The following is a 22188-nucleotide window of genomic DNA, read 5'->3' as shown; positions in this document are numbered from 1 at the left end:
CTAGTGACACGCCCCGCCACCGGACCAAACCACGTTTTCCCAGCTCAACCCACCTTCTCGCGGACTAGCCAACCACCTGATCTGTGGAACCCGGGACCGGGGCGCGGTGTCAGCGTTTCGGCTGGTCCGTTTCCCCGGCCCGCTCCCCGAACCGGACGTGCGAGTTGGCCCCGCATCCGGCTCTCCGCGAGTCCGTGCGGTGGGTTACGGCGTTGCGACCGGGGCTGGTGTCCACGGCGTGGGGATCTTTGTTCCCCGGTAGCGGTATCGGGTGACCGGTACCGCTCCGGCGTTGAACAAGGTCATCTCGCCGTCGGTGGGCCACCACCCTGGTAGGTAGCGGCGTTTGAGCTTCTTCCAGGTGATCCGGCGGTGTTTGCGGCGAAGCCATCTGGTGATCCGTTCCCAGGTGTACTGGTGCAGGAACGAGAAGGTCGTCTTGGACACCCCGTGGCGGAAGTAGCTGGTCCAGCCTCGTAGCACCGCGTTGATCTGCCGGAGCAGTTCAGCGAGGGGCTGGTTGGTTCCCTGCCTGGCGATCGTCTTGACCTTGGCCATCACGTTGGTCAGCGCCTTACGCGAAGGCCAGGTGTAGACAAACCACTTGTTCGAGCCTCGCTGGCGTTGCCGCTGGATGCGGAACCGTCGGGTAGGACCGCCGCATTGCTGCGGCGGTCCCCCCTCAGAACCGGGCATGCCCGCTTTCCAGGCACCACGGCTCAGGCAAGCCCCGAGGGCAGCGAGGATTCCACGTCGGCGTCATGGCTGGTGCACCGCCGCTCCGGCGAGGTTCCGCCGTCGGCATTGTGCGTGGAGGAGTCGGTAGACCGTCCGGTCTTGGCCGTCGACCTGTTCGACGATGTGCTGTTTGGCCAGCACTCGTCGGACGGTCATGAACCATTGTTCCCACTCGCGTGGGCTGCGTGGTTCGTGCTCGGCGTGCAGGAGGAGTTCGCCGCAGGCGGGACAGCGTCCGCCTTGGCCTCGTAGAAGCCGGGCGGTGTGCTCGTCCACGGGTGGGGTCTTCTTCCTGCGTCGCCGATCGGCCCAGTACTCGGTCAGGGACGGGTCATCAGGGGATGCTCCGCCGTGGACCGGGACGTGTCGGACGATCTTCGCCCAGGCGAACTTGGTGAGGTAGACGCCGCTGTTACGGTCGCCGAACACCCACCGGTCCTGCCGGGACTTGTGGAACTTGCCGAAGTAGCGGGTGGCGACCCAGCCCCTCGACTTGTTCGGGTGCGAGCGTCTGGCCCATCGGTAGGTGAGGTGCCAGACGTGGTGGTCGAGGCCGGTGAAGACTCGGCTGGAGACCACGCTCCGGTAGTAGGCCGACCATCCCCGGATAACCGGGTTGAGCCGGAACACCACCGCGGCCGCGTTCGCGCCGTGCATGGAACGCACCTCGGCGGTGAGCCGCTTCCGGAGCCGCTTGACCGACTCCTTGCTGGGGGTGATGAGCAGCTTTCCGCTGCCCTGCCGATCGACGCGGCGGCGGATGTCGAAGCCCAGGAACGAGAATCCGTCCTCAACGTGGACGATGCGTGTCTTGTCCTCGTTGAAGCGGAGTCCTCTCGGCTCCAGCCACGCCGTGAGGGCAGCCTTGACTTGTTCGGCCTGCTCACGGCTGTGGCACATCGCCACGTAATCGTCGGCATATCTCACCAGCACAGGGCATCCCTTGACCGTCTGCGCGTCACTGCGGGCGCTGAGCCGGTATTGGACGCCTGCTGCCTTCTCCATCCCGTGCAGGGCTACGTTCAACAACACGGGGCTGATCACGCCGCCTTGAGGAGTTCCCTCATCCGTCGGCGTGAACTCGCCGGCCTCGATCACGCCGGCCTTCAGCCAGGCCCGGACCATGCCCCGCGCGGGGAAGGTGCCGAGACTGCCGAGAAGGTGCTCGTGGTCGATCCGATCGAACGCTCCGGCCAGGTCCGCGTCCAGGATCCATCGGCGCTGGCTGCGGTTGCCGCACAGCGTCTTGAAGATGGCCTCGATCGCGTCGTGGCAACCCCGGCCGGGCCTGAACCCATAGGATCTCGGCTCGAACCGGGCCTCCCACTCGGGCTCCAGCGCGTTCTTCACCCGTGCCTGCTGCACGCGATCCGCCAGCACCGGAATCCCCAGAGGGCGCTGTTTCCCGTTCGCCTTCGGAATGAAGACCCGCTTGACCGGCAGGGCCTTGAGCGGCGAGGCGTCGCGGTGCATCCGCTGCGCCAACTCCGCCCGTTCGCGAGAGGTCAGAGCGACCTCACCGTCGATGCCCGCCGTCTTGCGGCCAGCATTGCGCTGCGAGACCTGCCGCACGCTGAGCAGCGTGTTGCTCCGGCTTCGCAGCATCAGCTTTTGCAGATTGCGGACCTTCTTCAGGTCCCCGTCCTTCGTCGCCTTGAAGATCCTCTGCCTCAGCCGCCGTACGTGGTCCTCGTGCGTATGCCAATTGATGGCGTCCCAATCAAGTACCGCGTCCTCCGGTCCGTTCACTCCGAGGGCCGCCATCGCCAGAGCGAATGCCTGTGCCGTCATCCGTGTCTAACTTGTCCTTCGGTTCCGGTGCATCGGCTTCGGTGCATCAAAGGCTCACCCGGTCCACGTCAGCTCCCTTTCGGGCCAGGCAGAGCCCCGTATCCGGCCGGTTATGCGAGACGACCGCGAAGGGAGCGGCCATGGTGTCCCGGTTTCCCGTCGCCTTTCGGCTTACCGGCATTGGCTTCTTGGACCGTCCTGCGCCCGCCGGGGAGTTGGTCCTCCCTCACGGTCGGCTTACCGGGACACGTCCCGGACCCCGACGGGGTTGTCACGTTCCGCATGGCCGAGATCCGACCGGGGTGGGCGCTCTCTGCACCCCGGGGCGGCGGTGTTCTCCGCGACCGGCTCCTAGTCACCAGTCGCCGCCTGCCGTTTCGCAACGGCCAGCCCTGCCCCCAGCAGCTCATCCCATCTCCGGGGGTATCGATGTCGAGGCATCTTCGAGAGTTCGCGTGTACTCGCCCGTCCGGCCTTCCCCTTGCCTGTAACCCCCGGATGGAGCGGGAGCCCTTGGGCGTCTTCTCCGAGCTTCGCACCCTGCCGTTACCGGCAACGCACGTCAGAGCGGGGACGGATCGTTGAACACTTATCCGGAGCTACGCTGCTGTCATCGTGCTCAGCCCTCCAATCAGCGTGCTCACTCGAACCATGCGACTTCGTGTCGCACCCAGGAAGTCGAACCCTTCGTCGATGTGCACGACGGTCGTCTTCTCCTCTGATAGCCGCAGACCGACCGTGGCCAGCACTGCGGCGACTTCGTCGCGTAGTGCTTCGGTGTGCGCCCGGGTGCCAGCCACCATGATCACGAAGTCGTCCGCGTAGCGGACGATCTTGTAGGTGGGCAGCCCCTTGCGCCGCCGGTAGCTACGGGTCTGCGCGTTCTTGCCGAACGTCGCCCACGCGGCCGTGACATGTTCGTCCAAGACCGACAGAGCGATGTTGGCCAGTAGCGGGGACAACAGACCGCCTTGCGGGGTGCCGGTGCGGGTGTCGCGGAGGATGTCGTCCTCGGCGAGGACGCCAGCCTTCAGGAACGCCTTCACCAGCGCCAGGACGCGTTTGTCGGCGATGCGTCGGCGCACCCGGTCCATCAGGGCCGCGTGGTCGATCTCGTCGAAGCACGCCGTGATGTCGCCTTCCAGCACCCACTCGTAGGAGTTGGAGGCCATCAGGTGGATCTCGGCGATCGCGTCCTGGGCCCGTCTTCCAGGGCGGAAGCCGTAGGAACACGGCTTGAAGTCCGCCTCGAAGACGGGTTCGAGGATCAGCTTCAGCGCTGCCTGCACGACCCGGTCCTTCGCGGTGGGGATACCCAAGGCCCGGTCTTGCCGTTGGGCTTGGGGATCCGCCGCTGCCGGACGGGCAGAGGCTGGAACGCCCTGGCCCGAAGCTCCAGATGGAGCTTGAACAGGAACAGGCTCTGCCCAGGCGGGAGATCCTTGGGTCGTAACCCGTCGATTCCCGCCGATCGTGCTCCTCGATTGGAACGAACCCGGTGCCATGCCACCAGCAAGACCACCGGGTTCCAGACGAGGTTGTACAGGTCATGAAACCTCCGGTCCGGGCCGTCGAGGGCCCACCGGTGCAGCTTCGTCTGGATCTCCAGTACCTGTGCCTCCGCCTCATCCAGCGTCGGCCACGGATCGTCGATATTCACCAGCGCGCTCCTGGCATTCCAGTCCGAAGGCTGCGGACTCGCTGTCGTCCTTCGCCCTGCAAGCGGCTTTCCCGCTCTCCACGGCGGGGCGTGACTCCCGCGACTACTACGACGACTCCGCCCCGTCCCTTGGTCGTCAGCCGACGGTGGACCTGCCCGCCACCGCCCTGGCCGGGCGGCGGGAAGGGCGACCGAGGGACGGTTCCCGTGTTCACTGTGTTCCGATCGGCGGGGGCGGTGTCCAGCTTTGCCCCGGTAGCCTCGCCACGGGTACGCCGCAGGCCTTCCCCGATGGCCTCCATTCCGGAGTTGCTCTCCGGATCAGGAGTCGACGCCCACGCACAACCAAGGGCGTCGCGTACTACTGCCCGGCCCCTATCCGCCAGGTTTGAGCCGGTTCCACCCTTACGGGGGTTCAACCACTGGTTCACTCGCGTTACACCTACCCGCCTCGCTAGCCGGGCCCGCACCGTCTGGCCGTACCGGCACGTCCCGTCGTTGTCGCGGCTGCTTCCCACCCTTCCCCACACCTCCGGGGTCAGGCTGCCGCCAGCTTCACCGAACTGCTGCGACAGCCCGGCGGAGGGTCCTTGCACCCCTCTCGGAAACACAGCACCTCACGGCGCACTTGCACGACGTGGAAGTGATCGACGACCAGCACCGCATGCGGTAACACCTGCCGGATCGCGGACTTGAACACGGTGCACATGTCGATCGCCACCGCCTGGACCTGCTCACGCCAGGCCTGAGAGCGGGCGGTCAGCCAGGCGGTCACCGCCGCCGTGGTGCGGCCTTCGACCTGCGCCAACAGGCCCTGACCACCAGACAGATCACAGAAGCCGACGTGCCAACGGTCCGCCGTCACGGTCCAGGAGGCGGCCTGCTCATCCCAGGTCCAGTGCGGCTTGCCGCGGCGGACCTCGTCGATGCCCAGCACCGCGACCGGCTCCGGCTCGGCCGGCAACACTGCGCTCGCGTGGGCGGTGAACGCGGCAGCGACGACCGGCCAGGAAACGCCGTGGTCCCGGGCGGCCTGCACGATCGTGCGACCCGCGTCGGCGACCGCCGCCCCGGCCGCCTGCCGCAGCCGGCTGGTCAGCCGGGCACGGGCCGGGACCTGCGCGACCTGCTCAGTGAACGACTTACGCGGACAGGCCGGCGTCGGGCAGTACCAGCGACGTTTACGCCACCGCAGCTGCACCATCCGGCCTCCGACCGGCAGGTCCCGCGGCCGGGTTGTGGTCCACTGCTTCACCTTCAACGCCCGCTGCCCGCACTGCGGGCAGCATCGTGCCTGCTCACAGCCGGTGGACAGGTTAACCACCGGGACACCGGTGACGTCCAACTCGACCCGCTCAGCGACCAGGCCGTCCAGGCCCAGCAGCAGGGTCGTATCGTTGACCATGCTCGCAGCTCTTCACTTGTGACCATCCGAACTAGACACTCAGATGATCACCGATGGGCTGCGAGCCCTTCACGCTCGGGTCAGCTCAGCCGCGAACCCCGCTCAAGTTCGAAGAGCCCGCAAGGAGCCCGATCCAGCAACGGCCGCGGCACCGGGCAAGCGACTTGACCAGGCCAGCGAAGACCGGTCGACAACGCCGATGGCCACGCAACGAACGGGTTCACCAAGGTGGTGGCTCCCGGCCAGCCACCCGATCTGCACCCCGGCCAGCTGCCGCCCTGCTGAAGCTGCTCAGACGCGTCAACGACCGCCGCACGGACAACTCGAACGAGGAGAACCGATGACCACCCCTCAACCGAAACTCTTCGCCTTCTACGGCCGCGTGTCGACCGAGGACAACCAGGACCCCAAATCATCCCGGAGCTGGCAACTCACCCGGGCGACTACCCTGATCCAGCCCCACCGCGGCAGCATCGTCACCGAATACTTCGACGTCGGCCAGAGCCGCTCCCTGCCGTGGCAACGCCGAACCCAGGCCAACCAACTCCTCGCCGCGCTGCGCAACCCACAGCGCGGGTTCTCCGCCGTCGCCGTTGGCGAACCCCACCGGGCCTTCTACGGCAACCAGTTCGGCCTGACGGTGCCCCTGTTCGCCCACTACGGCGTCGAACTTTGGGTGCCCGAGATCGGCGGCCCGATCGACCCCGACAACGAGGCACACGAACTCGTCATGTCCGTCTTCGCCGGCATGAGCAAAGGCGAACGCAACCGAATCAAGCTCCGCGTCCGCACCGCCATGACCGCCCAGACCCTCCTCGAGGGCCGCTACCTAGGCGGACGCCCGCCTTACGGCTACACCCTCCGCGACCTCGGACCCCACCCCAACCCCGCCAAGGCCGCCGACGGCAAACGCCTCAAGGGCTTGACTCCGGATCACGAGACCGCACCGATCGTCTCGCGGATCTTCGCCGAGTTCCTCACCGGAATCGGACTCTTCGCCATCGCCGAAGGACTCATCGCCAACCACGTACCCTGCCCGTCGGCGCATGACCGCGCCCGCAACCCGCACCGCAGCGGAATCGCCTGGTCCAAGAGCGCCGTTCGGGTCATCCTCACCAACCCCCGCTACACAGGGCGGCAGGTGTGGAACAAGCAACGCACCGACGAGGTGCTGCTCGACGTCGACGATGTGGCAATGGGCCACACCGGCGTCATGCGCTGGAACACCCGAGACAAGTGGGTGGTCTCAAAGGAGATCACCCACGAGCCGCTCATCGACGATGCGACGTTCGAGCAGGTCCAAGCAATCCTGCAACGGCGCGGACGGGGAACCGGCGGTCAGCACGTCAGGCAGCGCACCCGCAACCCGTACGTCTTCCGCGGGATGATCTACTGCGCCGCCTGCGACGCATGCAGGGCCAGTACAACCACGGCGATGCCTACTACCGCTGCCGCTTCCCCCAGGAATACGCCCTCGCCAATCAGGTCCCACATCCCCGCAACGTGTACCTACGCGAGGACGCCCTCACCGACCCCCTCGACACCTGGCTGGCCTCTGCCTTCACACCCCATCGCATCGAACAGGCAATCACCGCGCTCGCCGACGCCCAACCCCTGAATCTTTCGCCCGGTCCGGCCACGGCAGCCCAGACGATCATCAACGAATGCGACGCGAAGCTGGAACGCTACCGAGCGGCCCTCGATGCTGGCGCCGACCCGCCGGTAGTCACCGGGTGGATCGCTCGAACCCAGACCGAACGCGCCCGCGCCGAAGCGGATCTTTACGCGAACGCGGGTAGCAGGCCACGCCGGATGAGCCGAGCGGAAATTAGAGACCTGGTGACGGCCCTCGGCGATATCGCCGCCGCCCTTCGCGACGCCGACCCCGCGGACAAGGCCGAGGTCTACCGCCAACTCGGCCTTCGGCTCACCTACCAACCAGAAACGCAAACGGTGCGCGCTTCAGTGGATCTAAGCGCGCACCGTGGGGTAATGGTTTGTGTCCGAGGGGGGACTTGAACCCCCACGCCCTATACGGGCACTAGCACCTCAAGCTAGCGCGTCTGCCATTCCGCCACCCGGACCTGCTCGTTCAGCCTACCCTGCCGGCCGCGGCGTTCTCCCACCCGTCGGCCGGCCCCGGTGGGCCGCACTGCGGCAATACTTTACACGGCGGAGATGGATCATGCACATCGCCGCACCCCCGCCCGACAGGGAGATCGTTTTCCCAGCTCAACGCCACCACGGCATCAACACCCGTCCAGCAGGGCGGTACGGGCCGTCGGGGCGGGTGGCGCCCGGACCGGGACTACCGGCAGCATTGTCCGGGTGGCCCACCCCTCCCCCCTCGCCGCCGCCCAGCACCAGGCTCTCGCCCTGCGCTCCGGAGGTGATCTCGGCAGCGCCCGTCGCCTGCTCGCCGACGCCGTGACCGCGGCCCGGCCGAGCTACGGCGAAGACCACCGGGACGTGCTGGGCAGCACCCACCTGCTGGCCCGGCTGCACCGCGAGGCCGGCGACCCGGCCGCCGCCCGGCGCACGCTGGAGGAGGCGTACGCCGCCGCGGAGCGCCGCTGGCCCGTCACCGACCCGCTTATGCTGGCGATCTCGTTCGAGCTCGCTTCCGTGGCCGAGGAGTTGGGCAACCGGCACGAGGCGCGTCGGAACTATTCGCGGGTGGCCAGCGTCGGACCGGCGGTGCTCGGCCCCGAGCATCCGGCCGTGCAGGCCGCCCAGCGGTACCTCGGCGGCACGCCGGCCGCGTCCCAGCCGGCGCCGCCCCAGCCGCCGAACACCGCCCTGTCCGGCCCGACCGTGCAGCTGGCCAGCGTGCCCGGCCCCCGCCCGCAGCCCGGGGCGCTCCCTCCGCCGCCATCGATCCCCGCCCCACCGGCGGTCGCCGCGCCGCAGCAGCCGGCACCGCAGTCGCCGTGGGCGCCGCAACTTCCGCCGCCACCGGTCATCCCCGCGCCGCAGGCCGCGCCCCACCCGCCGGCGGAAACCCGGCCGTACGCCGGCGCCCAGGCGGAGACCAACGTGGCTGCCCGTCCGCACCCTGCGACGGGGCAGACCCCGCCGGCACCGCAGCTGCCGCCCGCACCGCTACCGGCTCCACCTCCGCACGCCACCGCGCCCCGGCCAGCTCCCGCCCCACCGCTCCCGCCGCCCCCGCCCGTGGCCGCCGGCGCGCCGCCCGCGCCGGAGGCGCGCACCGCGCCAACGCGGCAGGCTTCGCCACCCACGCCGCCGTCGCAGGCTGCGTCGCCCACCTCGATGCCGCAGGCTTCGCCACCCACCCCGCCGGAGGGCCCGGCCAATCCGTCGGCGGCCCGGACGCTGCCGCCTCCGCCGGCCATACCTCAGCAGCGCACCGCCGGAGAGTCCGCCGTGACCGCCGAGGTTCCGGCGAATTCCGGGGCCGGGAACGAGCCGCGCTGGGACCGCCCGACGATCCAGGTCCAGCAGATCGCGCCGCTGCTTGAGGAGGAGGCCGCGCGGCGGGCTGACACCGCCCAGGCTCGCCCGGTCGGCGCCCCACCAGTCCTACCGGGCCCGGTCAGCGGCCCACCGGCGGCCACCAGCGGTCCACCTGCCCCGATCAGCGGCACGCCAGTCCCGGTCAGCGCTCCACCGCTCCCCGTCAGCGGCCCACCGACCCCGGTCGGCGGCACCCCGATCCCCATCAGCGGCGCACCAATCCCGGTCAGCGCTCCACCGCTCCCCGTCAGCGGCCCACCGGGGCCGGTGAGCGCTCCGCCGTTCGGCACCCCCGTGGCTGCCCGCCCAGGTCACACCCCGCCCGTCCCGCACCAGCCGAGCAGTCCGCCGGTCAGCGGCCCACCGATCAGCGCACCGCCGACCACAGGGCAGGCGTACCAGAGCGGCTTGCCGCCGGTCAGCGCTGCGCCGTTCAGCGCGCCGCCGGTGCCGACGCCGCCGGTCAGCGCGCCGCCGGTGGGCCACCCGGCCTCCGGGCCGTACGTCCCGCCGGCGCCGCCAGTGAGCAGTCCGCCGTCCAGCGCGCCCCCGTTCAGCGCGCCGCCGGTGCCGACGCCGCCGGTGAGCGCGCCGCCGTGGGGCATGGCCGCTCCGCCGTGGAGCAGCGTGGCGCCGTCCCAGCCGCTCACCCGACCCGCCGCCCCGCAGCCCGACGGCGACGAGGACGGGGACGATGCCGAGGAGCAGGCGGGGAACCCGGACGAGGTCTTCCCGGCCGCGGTAGAGCAAGCCCCGATCCCGGCGGCGCCGCAGCCGTCCGCGGCAGACATTCCGCCGCCGAGGGACTCGACCGCGCCGGCACATCCGGCAACCGCGGCCTACGCGCCGCAGCCGGGACCGCCGCCCGCACCGCTGTCGAACGCCACGCCGGCCCACCCACAGCCGAGCAACGCCACCCCGGCCTATCCGCAGTCGAGCAACGCCATGCCGGCCCATCCACAGCAGGCCAGCGCCCCACCGGCTCATCCGCAGCAGACCAGCGCCGTGCCCACCCCACCGCCGTACCCGCAGCCGACGGCGTATCCGCAGTCGATGGCGGCGGCCACGGCCCCGCCGGCTTACCCCTACCAGGCGGCCCCGCAGCAGGCGTACGCCCCGGACCCGTACCTCGCCGCGCCGCCGCACCCGGCGTACCAAGGAGATCCGGAGCCGGACCGGGGCGGCCGCAACCGGACGGTGGTGGTCGTCGCGGCCGGCGCGGCGGTGGTCCTGGCGGCGGCGATCGGCGGCGGGGTGCTGCTGTTCAACCGTGACCCCGCTCCCCCGGCGGAGCCGACCGCCACGACCGCGCCCAAGGCCGGCGGGAGCACCGCCGCGGGGGCGCCGCCCGGTGACCTGAAGCTGCGCGACGACGGCAGCACGATCACCCTGACCTGGAGTGACCCGACCAACGGCACGGCACCGTTCATGGTCGCCGCGGGTCGGTCCGGGCAGGCGTTGAACCTGCACGGCCGGGTGGCGCCCGGGGAGACCAGTTACACGGTGCACGGGTTGGCGAGCAAGGTGGACTACTGCTTCACCGTGCTGGCGGTCTATTCCACCGACTCGTTCGCCACCTCTGGGCAGGTCTGCACGCAGCGGCAGGGCGCCAGCCCTACGGGCTGAGCATTCCGTCCACTTCGGGCACGCTGGGTGTCCACAGGGGTGACGGTGCGGGTTTCCTCGTCATCGGTCGGCCCATATGATGTGCCGGGCTCAGCGGAGGGTCGGCGGGGGCCGGCTCCACGAGACGGGGGAGGCAGCCGGTTGTGGCTACCAACGACGAGGCCGTGAGCACGGGTGCGAAACCGCCCCGGTCCCGCTCCCGGTTGCGGGGCGGCCTGGTCACCGTCGGCACCGTGACGGCGCTGCTGGCGGCGATGGGGTTGACCGTCCTCGGTCTCGGCGCGGCGGACGACGCGGTGGCCAACTACGACGCCAGTTCCTGGCTGTGGAGCGCCGCCCGCAGCGAGATGGCCCGGGTCAACGGGGTCACCGCGCGGGTCGACACGCGGGTGGAGATTCCCGGTGCCCGCCGGCACCCGATGCAGGTCAGCCAGACCGACCGGTTGGTCGTCCTGCGTGACCTGCACACCGGTCAGGTCAGCTCGCTGGACCTGGCCACCCTCCAGATCACCGCGACCAGCCCGACCACCCCGGGGCTGGGCGTCAACGTGGCGCTGCACGACGACGCGGCGTTCGTCGTCGATTCGGTGCAGGGTCTGGTGCGGCAGCTCGACCCGCGCTCGCTGGCCCCGGTCGGGCGGGAGGTGCGCTACTCGCCGGGCATCACCGGTGGTTCCTTCGACGACGACGGCAAGCTGTGGATCGCCGTGCCGGCCGAGGGCACCGTGTCGGCGATCACCCCGGCGGGGCTGCCGGACGAGCCGGCCTCGGCCGCCCCGCCGGACGGTGGGCTGGACCCGGCCAAGGTCCAGACGTACGACGTCGCCGAGCCCAGCCACGAGCTGGTGGTGTCCACCCTGGACGAGGGGGTCGCGGTGCTCGACCGTACCTCGTCGGCGCTGGTCACGGTGCGCGGCGGGCAGACGCGGCGGGTGCCGCTGAAGCTGTCCGGCACGGGCACCCTGCCGGAGCACACCACCGGCGCGACCATCCCGGTGACGGTCGCCGGCCAGCGGCGGGTGCACGTGGTGGCCGACGACCGGGAGGTGCGCCGGTTCACCGTCCCGGGCAGCGGTGAGAAGCTCAGCCCGGCGGTCGCCTGGGCGAACCGGTTCTACCTCGCCGACGAGGCGGTCGGCGCGGTCTACTCCTTCGACACCGCCGGCAAGCTGGTGGAGACCATCCGCGGCAAGTCGGTCACCGGCCCGCTGGAGTTGGAGGTGCGGGAGAACCGCCTGTTCATCAACGCGCCGGACACGGCGACCGCCCGGGTGGTCGACGACCAGAACCGGGTGCGCGAGGTGAACAAGTACGCCAACGACGTGCTCGGCGGTGACCCGCCGAAGGACCCGCCGCCGCCCCCGCCGCCGCCGAAAAAGAAGAAGAAGCCGCAGGCCGGCAAGCCGGGCGCGCCGGGTGAGGTGACCGCGGCCGCCGGCAACGCGCAGGCCCGGGTGACCTGGCAGCCGGCCGCGTCGAACGGTGCCGACATCCTCCGGTACGTGGTGTCCGGCGGCGGCCAGCAGCACGAGGTGGGCGCGAACCAGCGGGCGGTGGAGATCACCGGCCTGACCAACGGCGAGACCTACACGTTCTCCGTGTACGCGGTGAACGCCAAGGGCACCGGCCCGAAGCGGACCAGCAACCCGATGGTGCCGACCGCGGCGGTGCCCGACCCGCCGGCGAGCGTGACCGCCGAGGCGCGTCCGGACGGCACGGTGCGGGTGACCTGGCCGGCGGCGAACGGGCAAGGCAACACCATCGCCCGGTACGCGGTCACCGCCACCTCGACCGGCGCGAACGCCCCGGCCGGCGAGGCGACCGGCATGGAGCTGGTGGTGCCGGCGGGCGCCCTGGAGTACGGCACCCAGTACGCGTTCACCGTGGTCTCGGTCAACGACAAGGGCGCCGGCTCGACGGCGTCGCCGGTCAGCAACACGGTGGTGCCGTTCACCGCCCCGGCCGCCCCGACCGACCTGCGGGCCGCCACCGTCGCCGACCAGGCAGGCACCGTCACGGTCGAGTGGGCGCCCGCGGTGGCCAACGGCCGGCCGGTGACGAAGTACCTGGTGGACGTCGCCGGGAAGACCAGCGAGGTGACCGACGTACGCACCACCGTCGGCGGCCTCGGCGACGGGCAGAACGTCACGGTGAAGGTGAAGGCCGTCAACGAGGCCGGGGAGGGCCCGGAGGCGAGCGCCACCGCCCGGACGGTGGCCGCGCCGCAGGTCACCGTGACCGGCTCGTCGGCGACCACCACCAGCGCCACCGTGTCGTTCACCGTGGACGCCGGTGGCGGGCAGGCGAGCTGTTCGCTGAGCGCCCCCGGGGTGCCGGCGACGACCGGTGACTGCTCCGCCATCACCGTGTCCGGGCTGACCCCGGGCACCGGGTACACGTTCACGGTGACCGCGACCAACGCCGCCGGGCAGGGCGCCGCCACCCGCGCCCAGACCACCGACCCGGTGTACGGCATCGCCACCTGCAACAACGGCAGCTCCGGCGCGGAGGCGACGTACTGCAACAAGGACGTGGCCGGCCGCAACGGCAACGAGGTCTTCTCGGTGCCGCGGCAGGACAACGCCAAGCAGGTCGGCTGGGCCAAGCCCGGCACCCGGCTGCGCACGTACTGCAAGAAGCAGGGCGAAGAGGTGTACGCCTACATCTACAACGACGACAAGCGCAGCACCTGGTGGGTGCAGGTCGACTACTCGGGACGCAACTACATCCCGTGGGCCTGGCTGAACCTGGAGGGCGGCGACAAGATCAACCTTCTGCCCACCTGCTGACCCGCCCCGGCAAGGAGCACATCCGCACGTGAACACCCGCGAGCCGTTGAGCCAGGCGGAGGTGCAGGGCTTCGCCGCCCTCGCCGCCCGCCTGGCCGACAACGTCAACGCCGTCGTGCTGGGCAAGCCGCAGGTGGTCCGGCTGGCGTTGACCGCCCTGTTCGCCCAGGGTCACGTGCTGCTGGAGGACGTGCCGGGCGTCGGCAAGACCACCCTGGCCCGGGCCATCGCCGCCACCGTCAAGGGGCAGTGGCGGCGCATCCAGTTCACCCCGGACCTGCTCCCCTCCGACGTGTCCGGGGTGACCATCTTCAACCAGGCCAGCCGGGGCTTCGAGTTCCACCCCGGCCCGGTCTTCGCCAACATCGTCATCGCCGACGAGATCAACCGGGCGTCCCCGAAGACCCAGTCGGCGCTGCTGGAGGTGATGGAGGAACGGACGGTCACCGTGGACGGCGTCCGGCACCCGGTGCCGCAGCCGTTCCTGGTGGTCGCCACCCAGAACCCCGTCGAGATGGACGGCACGTACCGGCTGCCGGAGGCCCAGCTCGACCGGTTCCTGGTGAAACTGTCGGTGGGCTACCCCGACGAGGCGGTCGAGGTGGAGGTGCTGCGCGGCGCCACCGTCCGCTCCCCCGACTCGCTCACCGCGGTCACCGACACCGCCACCGTCGGGGAGATGGTGAAGATGGCCCGCCGGGTGCACATCGCCGAACCCCTCTACGCGTACGCGGTGCGGCTCGCCACCGCCACCCGCAACCACCCCCAGGCGCGCGTCGGGGTCAGCCCCCGCGGCGTGATCGCGCTGACCCGGGCGGCCTGCGCCTACGCCCTGATCGACGGGCGCGGCTGGATCATGCCGGAGGACCTGAAGATCCTCGCCGAGCCGGTCTTCGCCCACCGGCTGCTGCTCACCCCCGACGCCCAGGTGCGCGGGGTGACCGCCGCCCAGGTGCTGGCCGACGCTGTCGCCTCCGTACCGGTGCCGCTGCCCTCCGGCCAGGCCGCGCCGGCGCACGGCTGAGCCGCCACCGGTGGGGATCACCGCCCGCGGGATCGGGCTGCTCGCCGCCGCCGTCGTGCTGCTCGCCGCCGGCTTCCGGTTCGCGTACCCGGAACTGGCCGTGCTGGGCGCGGCGGCCACGGTGGCGGTGGGGTACGCCCTGCTGACGGCTGCCTGGCGGCCCCGGCTGACCGTCGACCGGCACGCCGACCCGGACCGGGTGGCCCGCGGCGAACCGGCCCGGATGACCCTGACCGTGCGCAACACCGGCCGGCTGCGCGCGGCGAACCTGGTGGCCGAGGACCGCTGCGGGCAGCGCAGCGTGCCGGTGCCGCTGCTGCGGCTGCGTCCCGGCCGGGACACCGCCGTGACCTACGACGTGCCGACCCACCGCCGCGGGGTGGTGCCGGTCGGCCCGCTGCGGGTCACCCGCCGCGACCCGCTCGGCCTGATGGCGCTGGCCCGCCCCTACGGCGAACCGGTCCCCGTCTGGGTGCACCCCCGGGTGCACCCGCTGACCGCCATCCCCACCGGCGCCGGCCGCAGCCTCGACGGGCGGGTCGACAACGTCGCCCACGGCTCGATCACCTTCGACTCGCTGCGCGAGTACGTCGTCGGCGACGAACTGCGCCGGGTGCACTGGCGCACCAGCGCCCGGGTCGGCGAGCTGATGGTGCGGGAGAACGTCGACACCAGCCTGCCGACGATCGTGGTACTGCTGGACAACCGGGCCGCCGCACACCCGACCGTCGTCGACGGGCTGGCCGAGTCCTTCGAGGCGGCCTGCGAGGCGGCCGCGTCGGTGGTGGTCGCCGCGATCCGCGCCGACCTGCCGGTCACCCTGCTGACGGTGGCCCCCGAACCGGGCGACGGCGGCCCACCCCTGGACCGGCTCGCCGCGGTACGCCTGGTCGACGACGCCGACGGGCTGCCCGCCGCGGCGGCCCGGCTGCGCCGGGAACGACTCGGCGACACCCTGGTCTTCCTCACCGGCCCCGGCGGCCGGGACGACCTGGGCCGGCTGGGCGCGCTGCGCGGCGCGTACCCGTCGGTGGTGGCGGCGGTCCTCGCCGCGGCCGAACCGACGCCGGCCGGCACGGCCGGCATGCTGGTCATCGACGCCCCCGACGGCGCCGCGTTCGCCGCCGAATGGGACGGGATCCGCCGGTGGTGAAAATCAGCCGGCTGCTGCGCGCGGCCCCCGTCCCGCTGGCGCTGATCACCATGATCGGCCTGGCCGGCGTGGTCCTCGGCCGGGTCTACGCCGGGCCGCTGCTGACCGGCACCATGATCGGCGCGGCGGTCGGCTCGGTACTGGTCGGGGTGGCCTGCCGGCGGCTGCCGTCCTGGCTGGTCGCCCCGCTGTCGATGCTCGCCCTCGCCGGCTGGACGGCCTGGTCGCTGCGGGCCGCCGCGACCGCCGCCGACCTGCCCGGCAGCCTCGGCGCGGTCACCCTCGACGCCGCACGCAACGGCATCCCCCGGCTGCTGACCGCGATGATCCCGGTCGAGCCGACCCCGGACACCGTGCTGGTGCCGCTGGTCGCCGCGTGGCTGGCCGGCCTGCTCGCCACCGAGGTGGCGCTGCGCGCCGGCCGGGTGCTGCTGGGCTACCTGCCACCGGCACTGCTCTACGCCGGCGCCCTGTACGTGGTCGGGCCGAACGCCGACCCGGCGCTCTGGCCGTCGGTGGTGTTCGCCGCCGTCGCCGCGCTGGGCCTGGCGGTGCCGGCCACCCCGCCGCCCGGCGACCCCACCGACGGTCTGCCCGCCGCGGTACGCGCCGCCGCCCGGGCCCGGCTCGCCGTCTCCGCCACCGCCGGCGTCGCCGCGGTGGTCACCCTCGCCGCCCTGCTCGGCCTGGCGCTGGCCGCCCGGGTGGACCAACACCCGGTCGACCCACGCCGCTACGTGCAACCACCGCAGGTGGAATCGCTGGACGAGAACCCGCTGATCCGGATCTCCGGCTGGGCGCTGAACCCCCGGCAGAAACTGCTCGACGTCGCCACCCCCGGCGGACCCGCCCCGACCGCCTCGCCAGGACCGGCGTCGGCCGGCCGGCCGGCCCCGGGCGGGGCACGGATCCGGCTGGCGGTGCTCAGCGACTACGACGGCGTGACCTGGCGCGTCGGGGCCACGTACCGCAACGCGGGGCGGATCCTGCCCGCGCCGGAACCGGCCGGGCCGGTGGAGACCGTCCGGCAGGAGATCACCGTGGCCGGACTCACCGGCCGGCTGCTGCCCGCCGTGGCCACCCCCCGCGAGGTGACCGGCGCGCGGGTCGCGTACGACCCGGCGACCGGGACGCTGATCCGGCCGGAGGGGCTCACCCCGGGGCTGCGCTACACGGTCACCTCGGCCCGGGAGCGGATCGACGGCGATCGGCTCGCCACCGCCGACGTACCGGCCGGCGAGCAGGTGGCCCGGGTGCTGCGGGTCGCCGACGGAGTGCCGGACCCGCTGCGCCGGCTGGCCGACCGGCTCGCCGAGGACAACGCCGCCCCGTACGCGCGGGCCACCGCGGTCGAGGAGTTCCTCGCCACCCACTACCGGCTGGTGGCGGACGCGCCCAGCGGCCACGCGTACCCGAATTTGAACTTCTTCCTGTTCGGGCCGCGCAACGGCGGCGGGCAGCGCGGCACCTCCGAGCAGTTCGCGGCGTCCTTCGCGGTGCTGGGTCGCCTCACCGGCCTGCCCACCAGGGTGGTGGTCGGTTTCACCTCCCGCGGCGACGGCCCGGTCCGCGCCGGCGACGCCTACGCCTGGCCGGAGGTGCTCTTCACCGGGCTCGGCTGGGTGCCGTTCGACCCGCTGCCCCGACCTGACGAGCAGCCCCGCCCGGTCGAGGAGGACTTCCGCCCGAAGCCGGAGCCGCCGCCCCCGTCGCCGTCGGCCGCGCCCACCGCGGAGCCGACCGCGACCCCGTCGGCGGCCGCCACGGCCGACGGCCCGGCCCGCTCCGGCGGTGTCCCGACGGCGGTGCTGATCGGCGGCGGCGCCGGCGGGCTGCTGCTGCTCACCGGGGCGGCCATGCTGACCTCGGCCGCGCTGCGCCGCTCCCGCAGCCGGGCCCGGCTGACCCGGGGCGACCCCGGCACCCGGATCGCCGGCGCCTGGCGGGAGGTGACCGACGCGCTACGACTGGCCGGCGCCCCGGCCGGCGGGGAACTGTCCGCCACCGAGGTGGCCGCGCGAGCCGGCCGGGCGGTGCGCGAGGCCCGCGCGGCGACCCCCACCGCCGACCCGGGGCCGGTGCCAGACGTGGGCGAACTGGCCGCGCTGCTCAACCAGGTGGCGTTCGCCCCGGGCACGGCCACCCCGGAGCAGGCGGGCCGGGCGGCGGCGGTGGCCGACGGGTACGTATCGGCGCTGCGGGCGGCCCGGCCGTGGTGGCGGCGGCTGATCTGGTCGGTGCACCCGGGGCCACTCCGCTGGTCCGACTGACCCGGGCAGTCCGGTAGGCCGTTGGCGACCGGTCAGGTTGGTGTGGATCGGAGGGCGTCGGCCACCGGGCGGCGGGTGGCGGCCAGGGCCGGGATGGCGGTGAGTGCGGCGACGGTGAGCAGGACCGTGAGTGCCAGGGTGAGCATCCAGGAGGCGGGTGCGTACCGCTGATCGCCGAGACTGAGGAGCAGATACAGCCCGATGCCGGTGGGGATCCCGACGGCGACGCCGAGTGTCGCGGGAAGAAGCTGTGCCACCGCCATGCCCCCGGTCACCTGTGCGGGTGTGGCGCCGAGCGCGCGGGCGACGGCCAGGGGGTGGCGGGCGTCGAGGACCGCGGTCCAGGTGCTCACGAGGGCGTTGATGAGCGCGAGGACGCACAGCACGACAACGACGACGAGCATGGCCTGGACGGTTCGCGTGCTCCGGGGATTGGTTAGTTCCGTCTCGCCGAGCCTGATCTGCCGATTCTGCGCCAGGCCCATGAGCAGGGCGGCGAACGCGGTCGTGGTGATCAGGGTGTTCACCATGGCGAGGCGGGCGCGGCGGGGGCGACGGGCGTGGACGCGTACCCCGATCAGCAGGGCGGTGGGCATCCGACGGGACAGCCAGACACGCCACCCGCGGCGTCGGGGTGGCGTGGCGGCGTCGGCCAGCGCGTGGACGGTATCGGTAGTGGCGGCACGTAGCACGGGGGCCAGGCTCGCCGCGGCGGCGATGGCGAGGGCGAGGACGATGCCGGCAACGACGGTTCGCAGCGCGGGCGGGTGGGTGCCGGTGGAGCCGAGGAGCCCGGCGCCGGGGTTGGTCAGCGCCGGTGCGGCGCGCCAGCCGACGGCCAGGCCGACTCCGGCGGCGGCGAGCCCGACGACGAGATATTCGGCGAGATGGACGGCGGCGATCATGACCGGTCCCGCGCCGACGGCCTTGAGCAGCCCCACCCGGCAGCGCTGACCGGCGACGCGGCCGGCGACGATGTTGGCGACGCTGACCACCGCGAGAGCGGTGAGCAGCCAACTGCCGACCAGCAGGGCCAGGCGCGCCTGTTTGACGAGCTTGCCGTTCGCTTCGGCGATCCCCACCCAACTGCTGTATTCGATCCCGTCTTCACTCTTGTGGTCGAACGACGTGCTGGCCCGCGGGTCCGCGTATTTCAGGTTCAGGGTGTACGACAGCGGCCGAGCGCCGGCCAGCGCTCCGAGCTGACTACGGTCGACCCATACCAGGCCGGCGCTTTCAGTCAGGGGGCTGCCCGCATCGGCGCGCCAGTCGGCGCGCGGATAGACGGCCCTCGCGGCGGTGACCGCGGTCCCGACCACCCGCAGCGGGTTGCCGTTGACCTCGACGGTGTCGCCGATGTGTACGCCGAGGGCACTGGCGAAGGTGGGCTCGATGACCAGACCGCCGGGGCGTACCCAGCTGCCCGCGGTCACCGCGGGACGGTCGAGCGCCGCCGGGGAGTCGTCCCGGCCCTGCACGACCGCGGGCACGGTCGTGCCGCGGACGGTCAGCATCAGATAGCCCATCGGGTACGGCCCACTGTGTGCGGTGACACCGGGCGCGGTAGCCAGCGGCGCGAGGGCGGCCAGCGCCTCCGGACCCGTCGCGCCCGGCGTCGCCACCACGTCAGGGCCCGCAGTGGCGGCCCGGGTCCGCTCGTACGGCTCGGCGAGCGCATCGTTCAGCGCGAGACCGAGAGTCAGCATCGCGGTCGCGGCGCCGATCGCGACCAGCAGCAGCACGGTCTCGATGCGCCGCCGGCGCAGGTCCCGCGCCATCAGCCGGCACACGAGCAGCAGACGCCCGGCCACCTCAGCGCCACCCGCCGTAGACCGTGCCCGTGCCGGCAGTGGTACCGCTGGTGCCGGTGAACCGGCTGTCGTCGGCGAACGACCCGTCACGCATGGAGATCACCCGGTCGGCGACCGCGGCGATGCGCGCGTCGTGGGTGACCACCACCAGCGTCTGTCCCACCGTACGCAGCTCCTCGAACAGCCGCAGCACCTCCAGGGTGGCGGCGCTGTCCAAGTTTCCGGTGGGCTCGTCGGCCAGCACGACCAGCGGCTCGTTGCTCAACGCACGGGCGATCGCGACCCGCTGGCGCTGCCCGCCGGACAATGCCGACGGCAGGTGCTTGGCGCGGTCGGCGAGCCCCACCCGATCCAGCAGAGCCATCGCGCGCTGCCGAGCCCGGCGCGGCGCCTGTCCGGCCAGCAACGCGGCCAGCTCGACGTTCTCCACGGCGGTCAGCTCGTCCATGAGGTGGAACGACTGGAAGACGAAGCCGAGGTGCTGCCGCCGCAGCCGGGCCAGGCCACGCTCGCTCATCCCGTCGATCCGGTGCTCGGCCAGCCAGATCGCACCCTCGGTGGGGCGTTGCAGCCCACCCAGCAGGTGCAACAGGGTCGATTTGCCGCAGCCGCTGGGACCCATGATCGCCAACGTCTGCCCGGCGGGCACCTCCAGGTCGACGTCGTCGACCGCGCGCACCAGGGCGCTTCCCCGGCCGTACCACCTGGTCACCCCGCGTGCCCGGAGCAGCGCCGATCCGCTCATCCGGCACCACCGGGCATGCCCTCGCGGACCTCGCACCGCTCGGTCATCGGTTTCCCTTCTGTTCAGTCCAGGCGTCGCGTTCGGTCCACATCCGTTCGCACGCTTCCAGCCACTCCAGGTCGGCCCGTAGCCGCAGCACGACGCCTTCCAGCAACAGCCCCACGACCGGATCCACCGACCGCGCCAAGGCAGCCCGCTGGGCATCCCTCAGCCGGCGTAGCACCTCGCGCCGCTGCGCGTCGACCAGGGCCACCGGATCGGCCAGCCGGGCGGCGGCGGCGGCCACCAGCTTGAGGTGGAACTCGCTGAGGTCCGGCTTCGGCCAGCTCACCTCGGCCAGCCACGCGGCGACCCGCTGCTGCCCGGCCGGGGTCAACGCGTAGACCCGGCGGTCGGGCCGGTCCGGTAGACCCTCGGTCCGCTCCGACGTCACCAGCCCCGCCTTCGCCAGCCGGGCTAGCGTCACGTAGATCTGCCCAGCGTTCATCGCCTCGCCGAGCGGGCCGAGCGCGCCCCGCAACCGGCTCCGCAGGTCGTACCCGTACGCCGGCTCCTTCGCCAGCATGGCCAGCACCACGTCCTGCACCCCACACACCCTCCGTAGATCGACAATAGATAACCGCTATCCATGAAGCTGTCAAACCGGAAAGGGCCACGTGCCCGCACATCGGCCGATCCGGCCATGAGGGTGCGACTGGTCGTCATCGGGGCCAGGTCCCGCCCCCAAGCCGAGAATGCCGTCGACGGTGCCGCTGGTTGCCACCGAGCAGGTGGGGCCGCGGGTGCCGGTAACGCGAACGCGCCGTCCGATCACCGCCAGACGGCTGACCGTCCGTCGACCAGGCTTTCTGTCATGAACAACAAGGCACTTGACGGCAAGGTGGCAGTGGTCACCGGTGGTGGTCGTGGCATTGGCGCTGCCGTGGCGTTGCGCCTGGGCAAGGAGGGCGCCGATGTGGCGCTGACGTTCCAGCAGAATCAGCAACGCGCCGACGACGTGGTGGACCAGATCAAGGCCGCGGGACGGCGGGCCATCGCCGTGCAGGCGGACAGTGCCGACCCGGCGGCGGTGGTCGACGCGGTTGACCGGGTCGCCGGTGAGCTGGGGCGGCTGGACATCCTGGTCAACAATGCCGGCGCGTTCCTGCTCGGACCGCTGGAGCAACTGAGCCTCGGAGACTTCGAACAGACCGTCGCGGTCAACGTCCGGGCGCCGTTCGTCGCTTCGCAAGCCGCGGTACGCCACATGTCGGCCGGTGGGCGGATCATCAACATCGGCAGCAACATGGCCGAGCGGGCAGTCTTCCCGGGCTTCTCGCTGTACGCGATGAGCAAGACCGCCCTGATCGGCCTGACCAAGGCACTCGGACGCGAACTCGGCGGCAGGGCAATCACCGTGAACCTGGTGAACCCAGGGGCCACAAACACCGAGTCGAACCCCGCCGACGGCCCCAACGCCGACACGATCAACGGCTTCACCGCCCTCGGCCACTACGCGGAGCCCGCCGACGTGGCCGCCGCGGTGGCGTTCCTCGCCAGCCCCGACGGGCGTTACATCACCGGGGCAGCCATCAACGTCGACGGCGGCTTCACCATCTGATCATTGAGCCTTTCCGAGTAACGGTTGGTGGCGTTGGGTGATCACGTTGTGCGGTCGTGGTCGATGTGGAGCAGGACCAAGGCGGCAGCGGTGATCCGG

The 22188-nt window shown here is 71.9% G+C and carries 17 protein-coding genes, 1 tRNA gene and 1 pseudogene; 8 read left to right on the top strand and 11 right to left on the bottom strand.

Features of this window, described 5'->3' with window-relative positions; translation table 11 throughout:
• Positions 1–204: 204 nt before the first annotated feature.
• The 5 genes from AB0H57_RS30520 to AB0H57_RS30500 all read right to left on the bottom strand — a co-directional run bounded on the left by AB0H57_RS30520 (position 205) and on the right by AB0H57_RS30500 (position 5594).
• Positions 205–696 carry a group II intron maturase-specific domain-containing protein gene (locus AB0H57_RS30520; RefSeq protein ID WP_357512131.1) on the bottom strand — a complete coding sequence of 164 codons (492 nt, stop codon included), beginning with the start codon at positions 694–696 and terminating at the stop codon, positions 205–207.
• A 63-nt stretch (positions 697–759) separates the two neighbouring features.
• Positions 760–2529, bottom strand: coding sequence for a group II intron reverse transcriptase/maturase (ltrA, locus tag AB0H57_RS30515; RefSeq protein WP_357512130.1), 1770 nt, complete (start codon positions 2527–2529; stop codon positions 760–762).
• 599 nt (positions 2530–3128) lie between these two features.
• Entirely contained in the window at positions 3129–3818 is a 690-nt protein-coding gene (locus AB0H57_RS30510) for a reverse transcriptase/maturase family protein (protein WP_357512129.1), read from the bottom strand.
• The gene (locus AB0H57_RS30505; protein ID WP_357512128.1) at positions 3803–4189 is read right to left on the bottom strand and encodes a hypothetical protein; all 387 of its coding nucleotides are present in this window, start codon (positions 4187–4189) and stop codon (positions 3803–3805) included. The genes AB0H57_RS30510 and AB0H57_RS30505 overlap by 16 nt, the downstream gene beginning before the upstream one ends.
• 538 nt (positions 4190–4727) lie before the next feature.
• Entirely contained in the window at positions 4728–5594 is an 867-nt protein-coding gene (locus AB0H57_RS30500; protein WP_357512127.1) for a transposase, read from the bottom strand.
• A gap of 340 nt (positions 5595–5934) precedes the next feature.
• Between AB0H57_RS30500 and AB0H57_RS30495 the strand changes: the two genes are divergently transcribed.
• Complete coding sequence (locus tag AB0H57_RS30495) at positions 5935–7212, top strand: recombinase family protein (protein WP_357512126.1); 1278 nt, start codon at positions 5935–5937, stop codon at positions 7210–7212.
• A 382-nt stretch (positions 7213–7594) separates the two neighbouring features.
• Here AB0H57_RS30495 and AB0H57_RS30490 read toward each other — a convergent pair.
• Positions 7595–7678, bottom strand: a tRNA-Leu gene (locus tag AB0H57_RS30490).
• Positions 7679–7772: 94 nt separating this feature from the next.
• Between AB0H57_RS30490 and AB0H57_RS30485 the strand changes: the two are divergent.
• Positions 7773–8150, top strand: a pseudogene (locus AB0H57_RS30485) (tetratricopeptide repeat protein); the annotation flags it as partial.
• Positions 8151–8260: 110 nt separating this feature from the next.
• Here the strand turns inward: AB0H57_RS30485 and AB0H57_RS30480 are convergent.
• Together AB0H57_RS30480 and AB0H57_RS30475 are read right to left on the bottom strand one after the other, a co-directional pair.
• Complete coding sequence (locus tag AB0H57_RS30480; protein WP_357512135.1) at positions 8261–8629, bottom strand: hypothetical protein; 369 nt, start codon at positions 8627–8629, stop codon at positions 8261–8263.
• A 753-nt stretch (positions 8630–9382) separates the two neighbouring features.
• Positions 9383–9676, bottom strand: a complete 294-nt coding sequence (locus tag AB0H57_RS30475) for a hypothetical protein (RefSeq protein ID WP_357512134.1) — start codon at positions 9674–9676, stop codon at positions 9383–9385.
• A 22-nt stretch (positions 9677–9698) separates the two neighbouring features.
• On the opposite strand from AB0H57_RS30475, the gene AB0H57_RS30470 reads away from it, so the two are divergent.
• The 5 genes from AB0H57_RS30470 to AB0H57_RS30450 all read left to right on the top strand — a co-directional run bounded on the left by AB0H57_RS30470 (position 9699) and on the right by AB0H57_RS30450 (position 17933).
• Entirely contained in the window at positions 9699–10697 is a 999-nt protein-coding gene (locus AB0H57_RS30470; RefSeq protein WP_357512133.1) for a hypothetical protein, read from the top strand.
• Positions 10698–10861: 164 nt separating this feature from the next.
• Positions 10862–13486: a fibronectin type III domain-containing protein gene (locus AB0H57_RS30465; protein ID WP_357512125.1), complete on the top strand. Its 2625-nt coding sequence runs from the start codon at positions 10862–10864 to the stop codon at positions 13484–13486.
• 28 nt (positions 13487–13514) lie between these two features.
• Positions 13515–14510, top strand: a complete 996-nt coding sequence (locus AB0H57_RS30460; protein ID WP_357512124.1) for a MoxR family ATPase — start codon at positions 13515–13517, stop codon at positions 14508–14510.
• A gap of 10 nt (positions 14511–14520) precedes the next feature.
• Positions 14521–15663 carry a DUF58 domain-containing protein gene (locus AB0H57_RS30455; protein WP_357512123.1) on the top strand — a complete coding sequence of 381 codons (1143 nt, stop codon included), beginning with the start codon at positions 14521–14523 and terminating at the stop codon, positions 15661–15663.
• A complete protein-coding gene (locus AB0H57_RS30450) occupies positions 15657–17933 on the top strand; it encodes a transglutaminaseTgpA domain-containing protein (RefSeq protein ID WP_357512122.1) in 2277 nt (758 codons plus the stop codon). Before AB0H57_RS30455 ends, AB0H57_RS30450 begins: the two co-directional genes overlap by 7 nt.
• A gap of 32 nt (positions 17934–17965) precedes the next feature.
• Here the strand turns inward: AB0H57_RS30450 and AB0H57_RS30445 are convergent, their stop codons facing one another.
• From AB0H57_RS30445 to AB0H57_RS30435, 3 genes are read right to left on the bottom strand one after another with little or no spacing between them, the layout of a single operon-like run.
• Positions 17966–19744, bottom strand: coding sequence for an FtsX-like permease family protein (locus AB0H57_RS30445; RefSeq protein ID WP_357512121.1), 1779 nt, complete (start codon positions 19742–19744; stop codon positions 17966–17968).
• Between the two features lies 1 nt (position 19745).
• Positions 19746–20489: an ABC transporter ATP-binding protein gene (locus tag AB0H57_RS30440; protein WP_357512120.1), complete on the bottom strand. Its 744-nt coding sequence runs from the start codon at positions 20487–20489 to the stop codon at positions 19746–19748.
• Positions 20490–20532: 43 nt separating this feature from the next.
• Positions 20533–21075, bottom strand: a complete 543-nt coding sequence (locus AB0H57_RS30435; RefSeq protein WP_357512119.1) for a PadR family transcriptional regulator — start codon at positions 21073–21075, stop codon at positions 20533–20535.
• Between the two features lie 267 nt (positions 21076–21342).
• On the opposite strand from AB0H57_RS30435, the gene AB0H57_RS30430 reads away from it, so the two are divergent.
• A complete protein-coding gene (locus AB0H57_RS30430) occupies positions 21343–22089 on the top strand; it encodes an SDR family oxidoreductase (protein WP_357512132.1) in 747 nt (248 codons plus the stop codon).
• Positions 22090–22188 lie beyond the last annotated feature (99 nt).

The organism is Micromonospora sp. NPDC050686 (assembly GCF_040654475.1).
Classification (GTDB): domain Bacteria; phylum Actinomycetota; class Actinomycetes; order Mycobacteriales; family Micromonosporaceae; genus Micromonospora.
The sequence above is the reverse complement of the archived record's forward strand: the minus strand, read 5'-3'. Positions and strand labels throughout refer to the sequence as shown.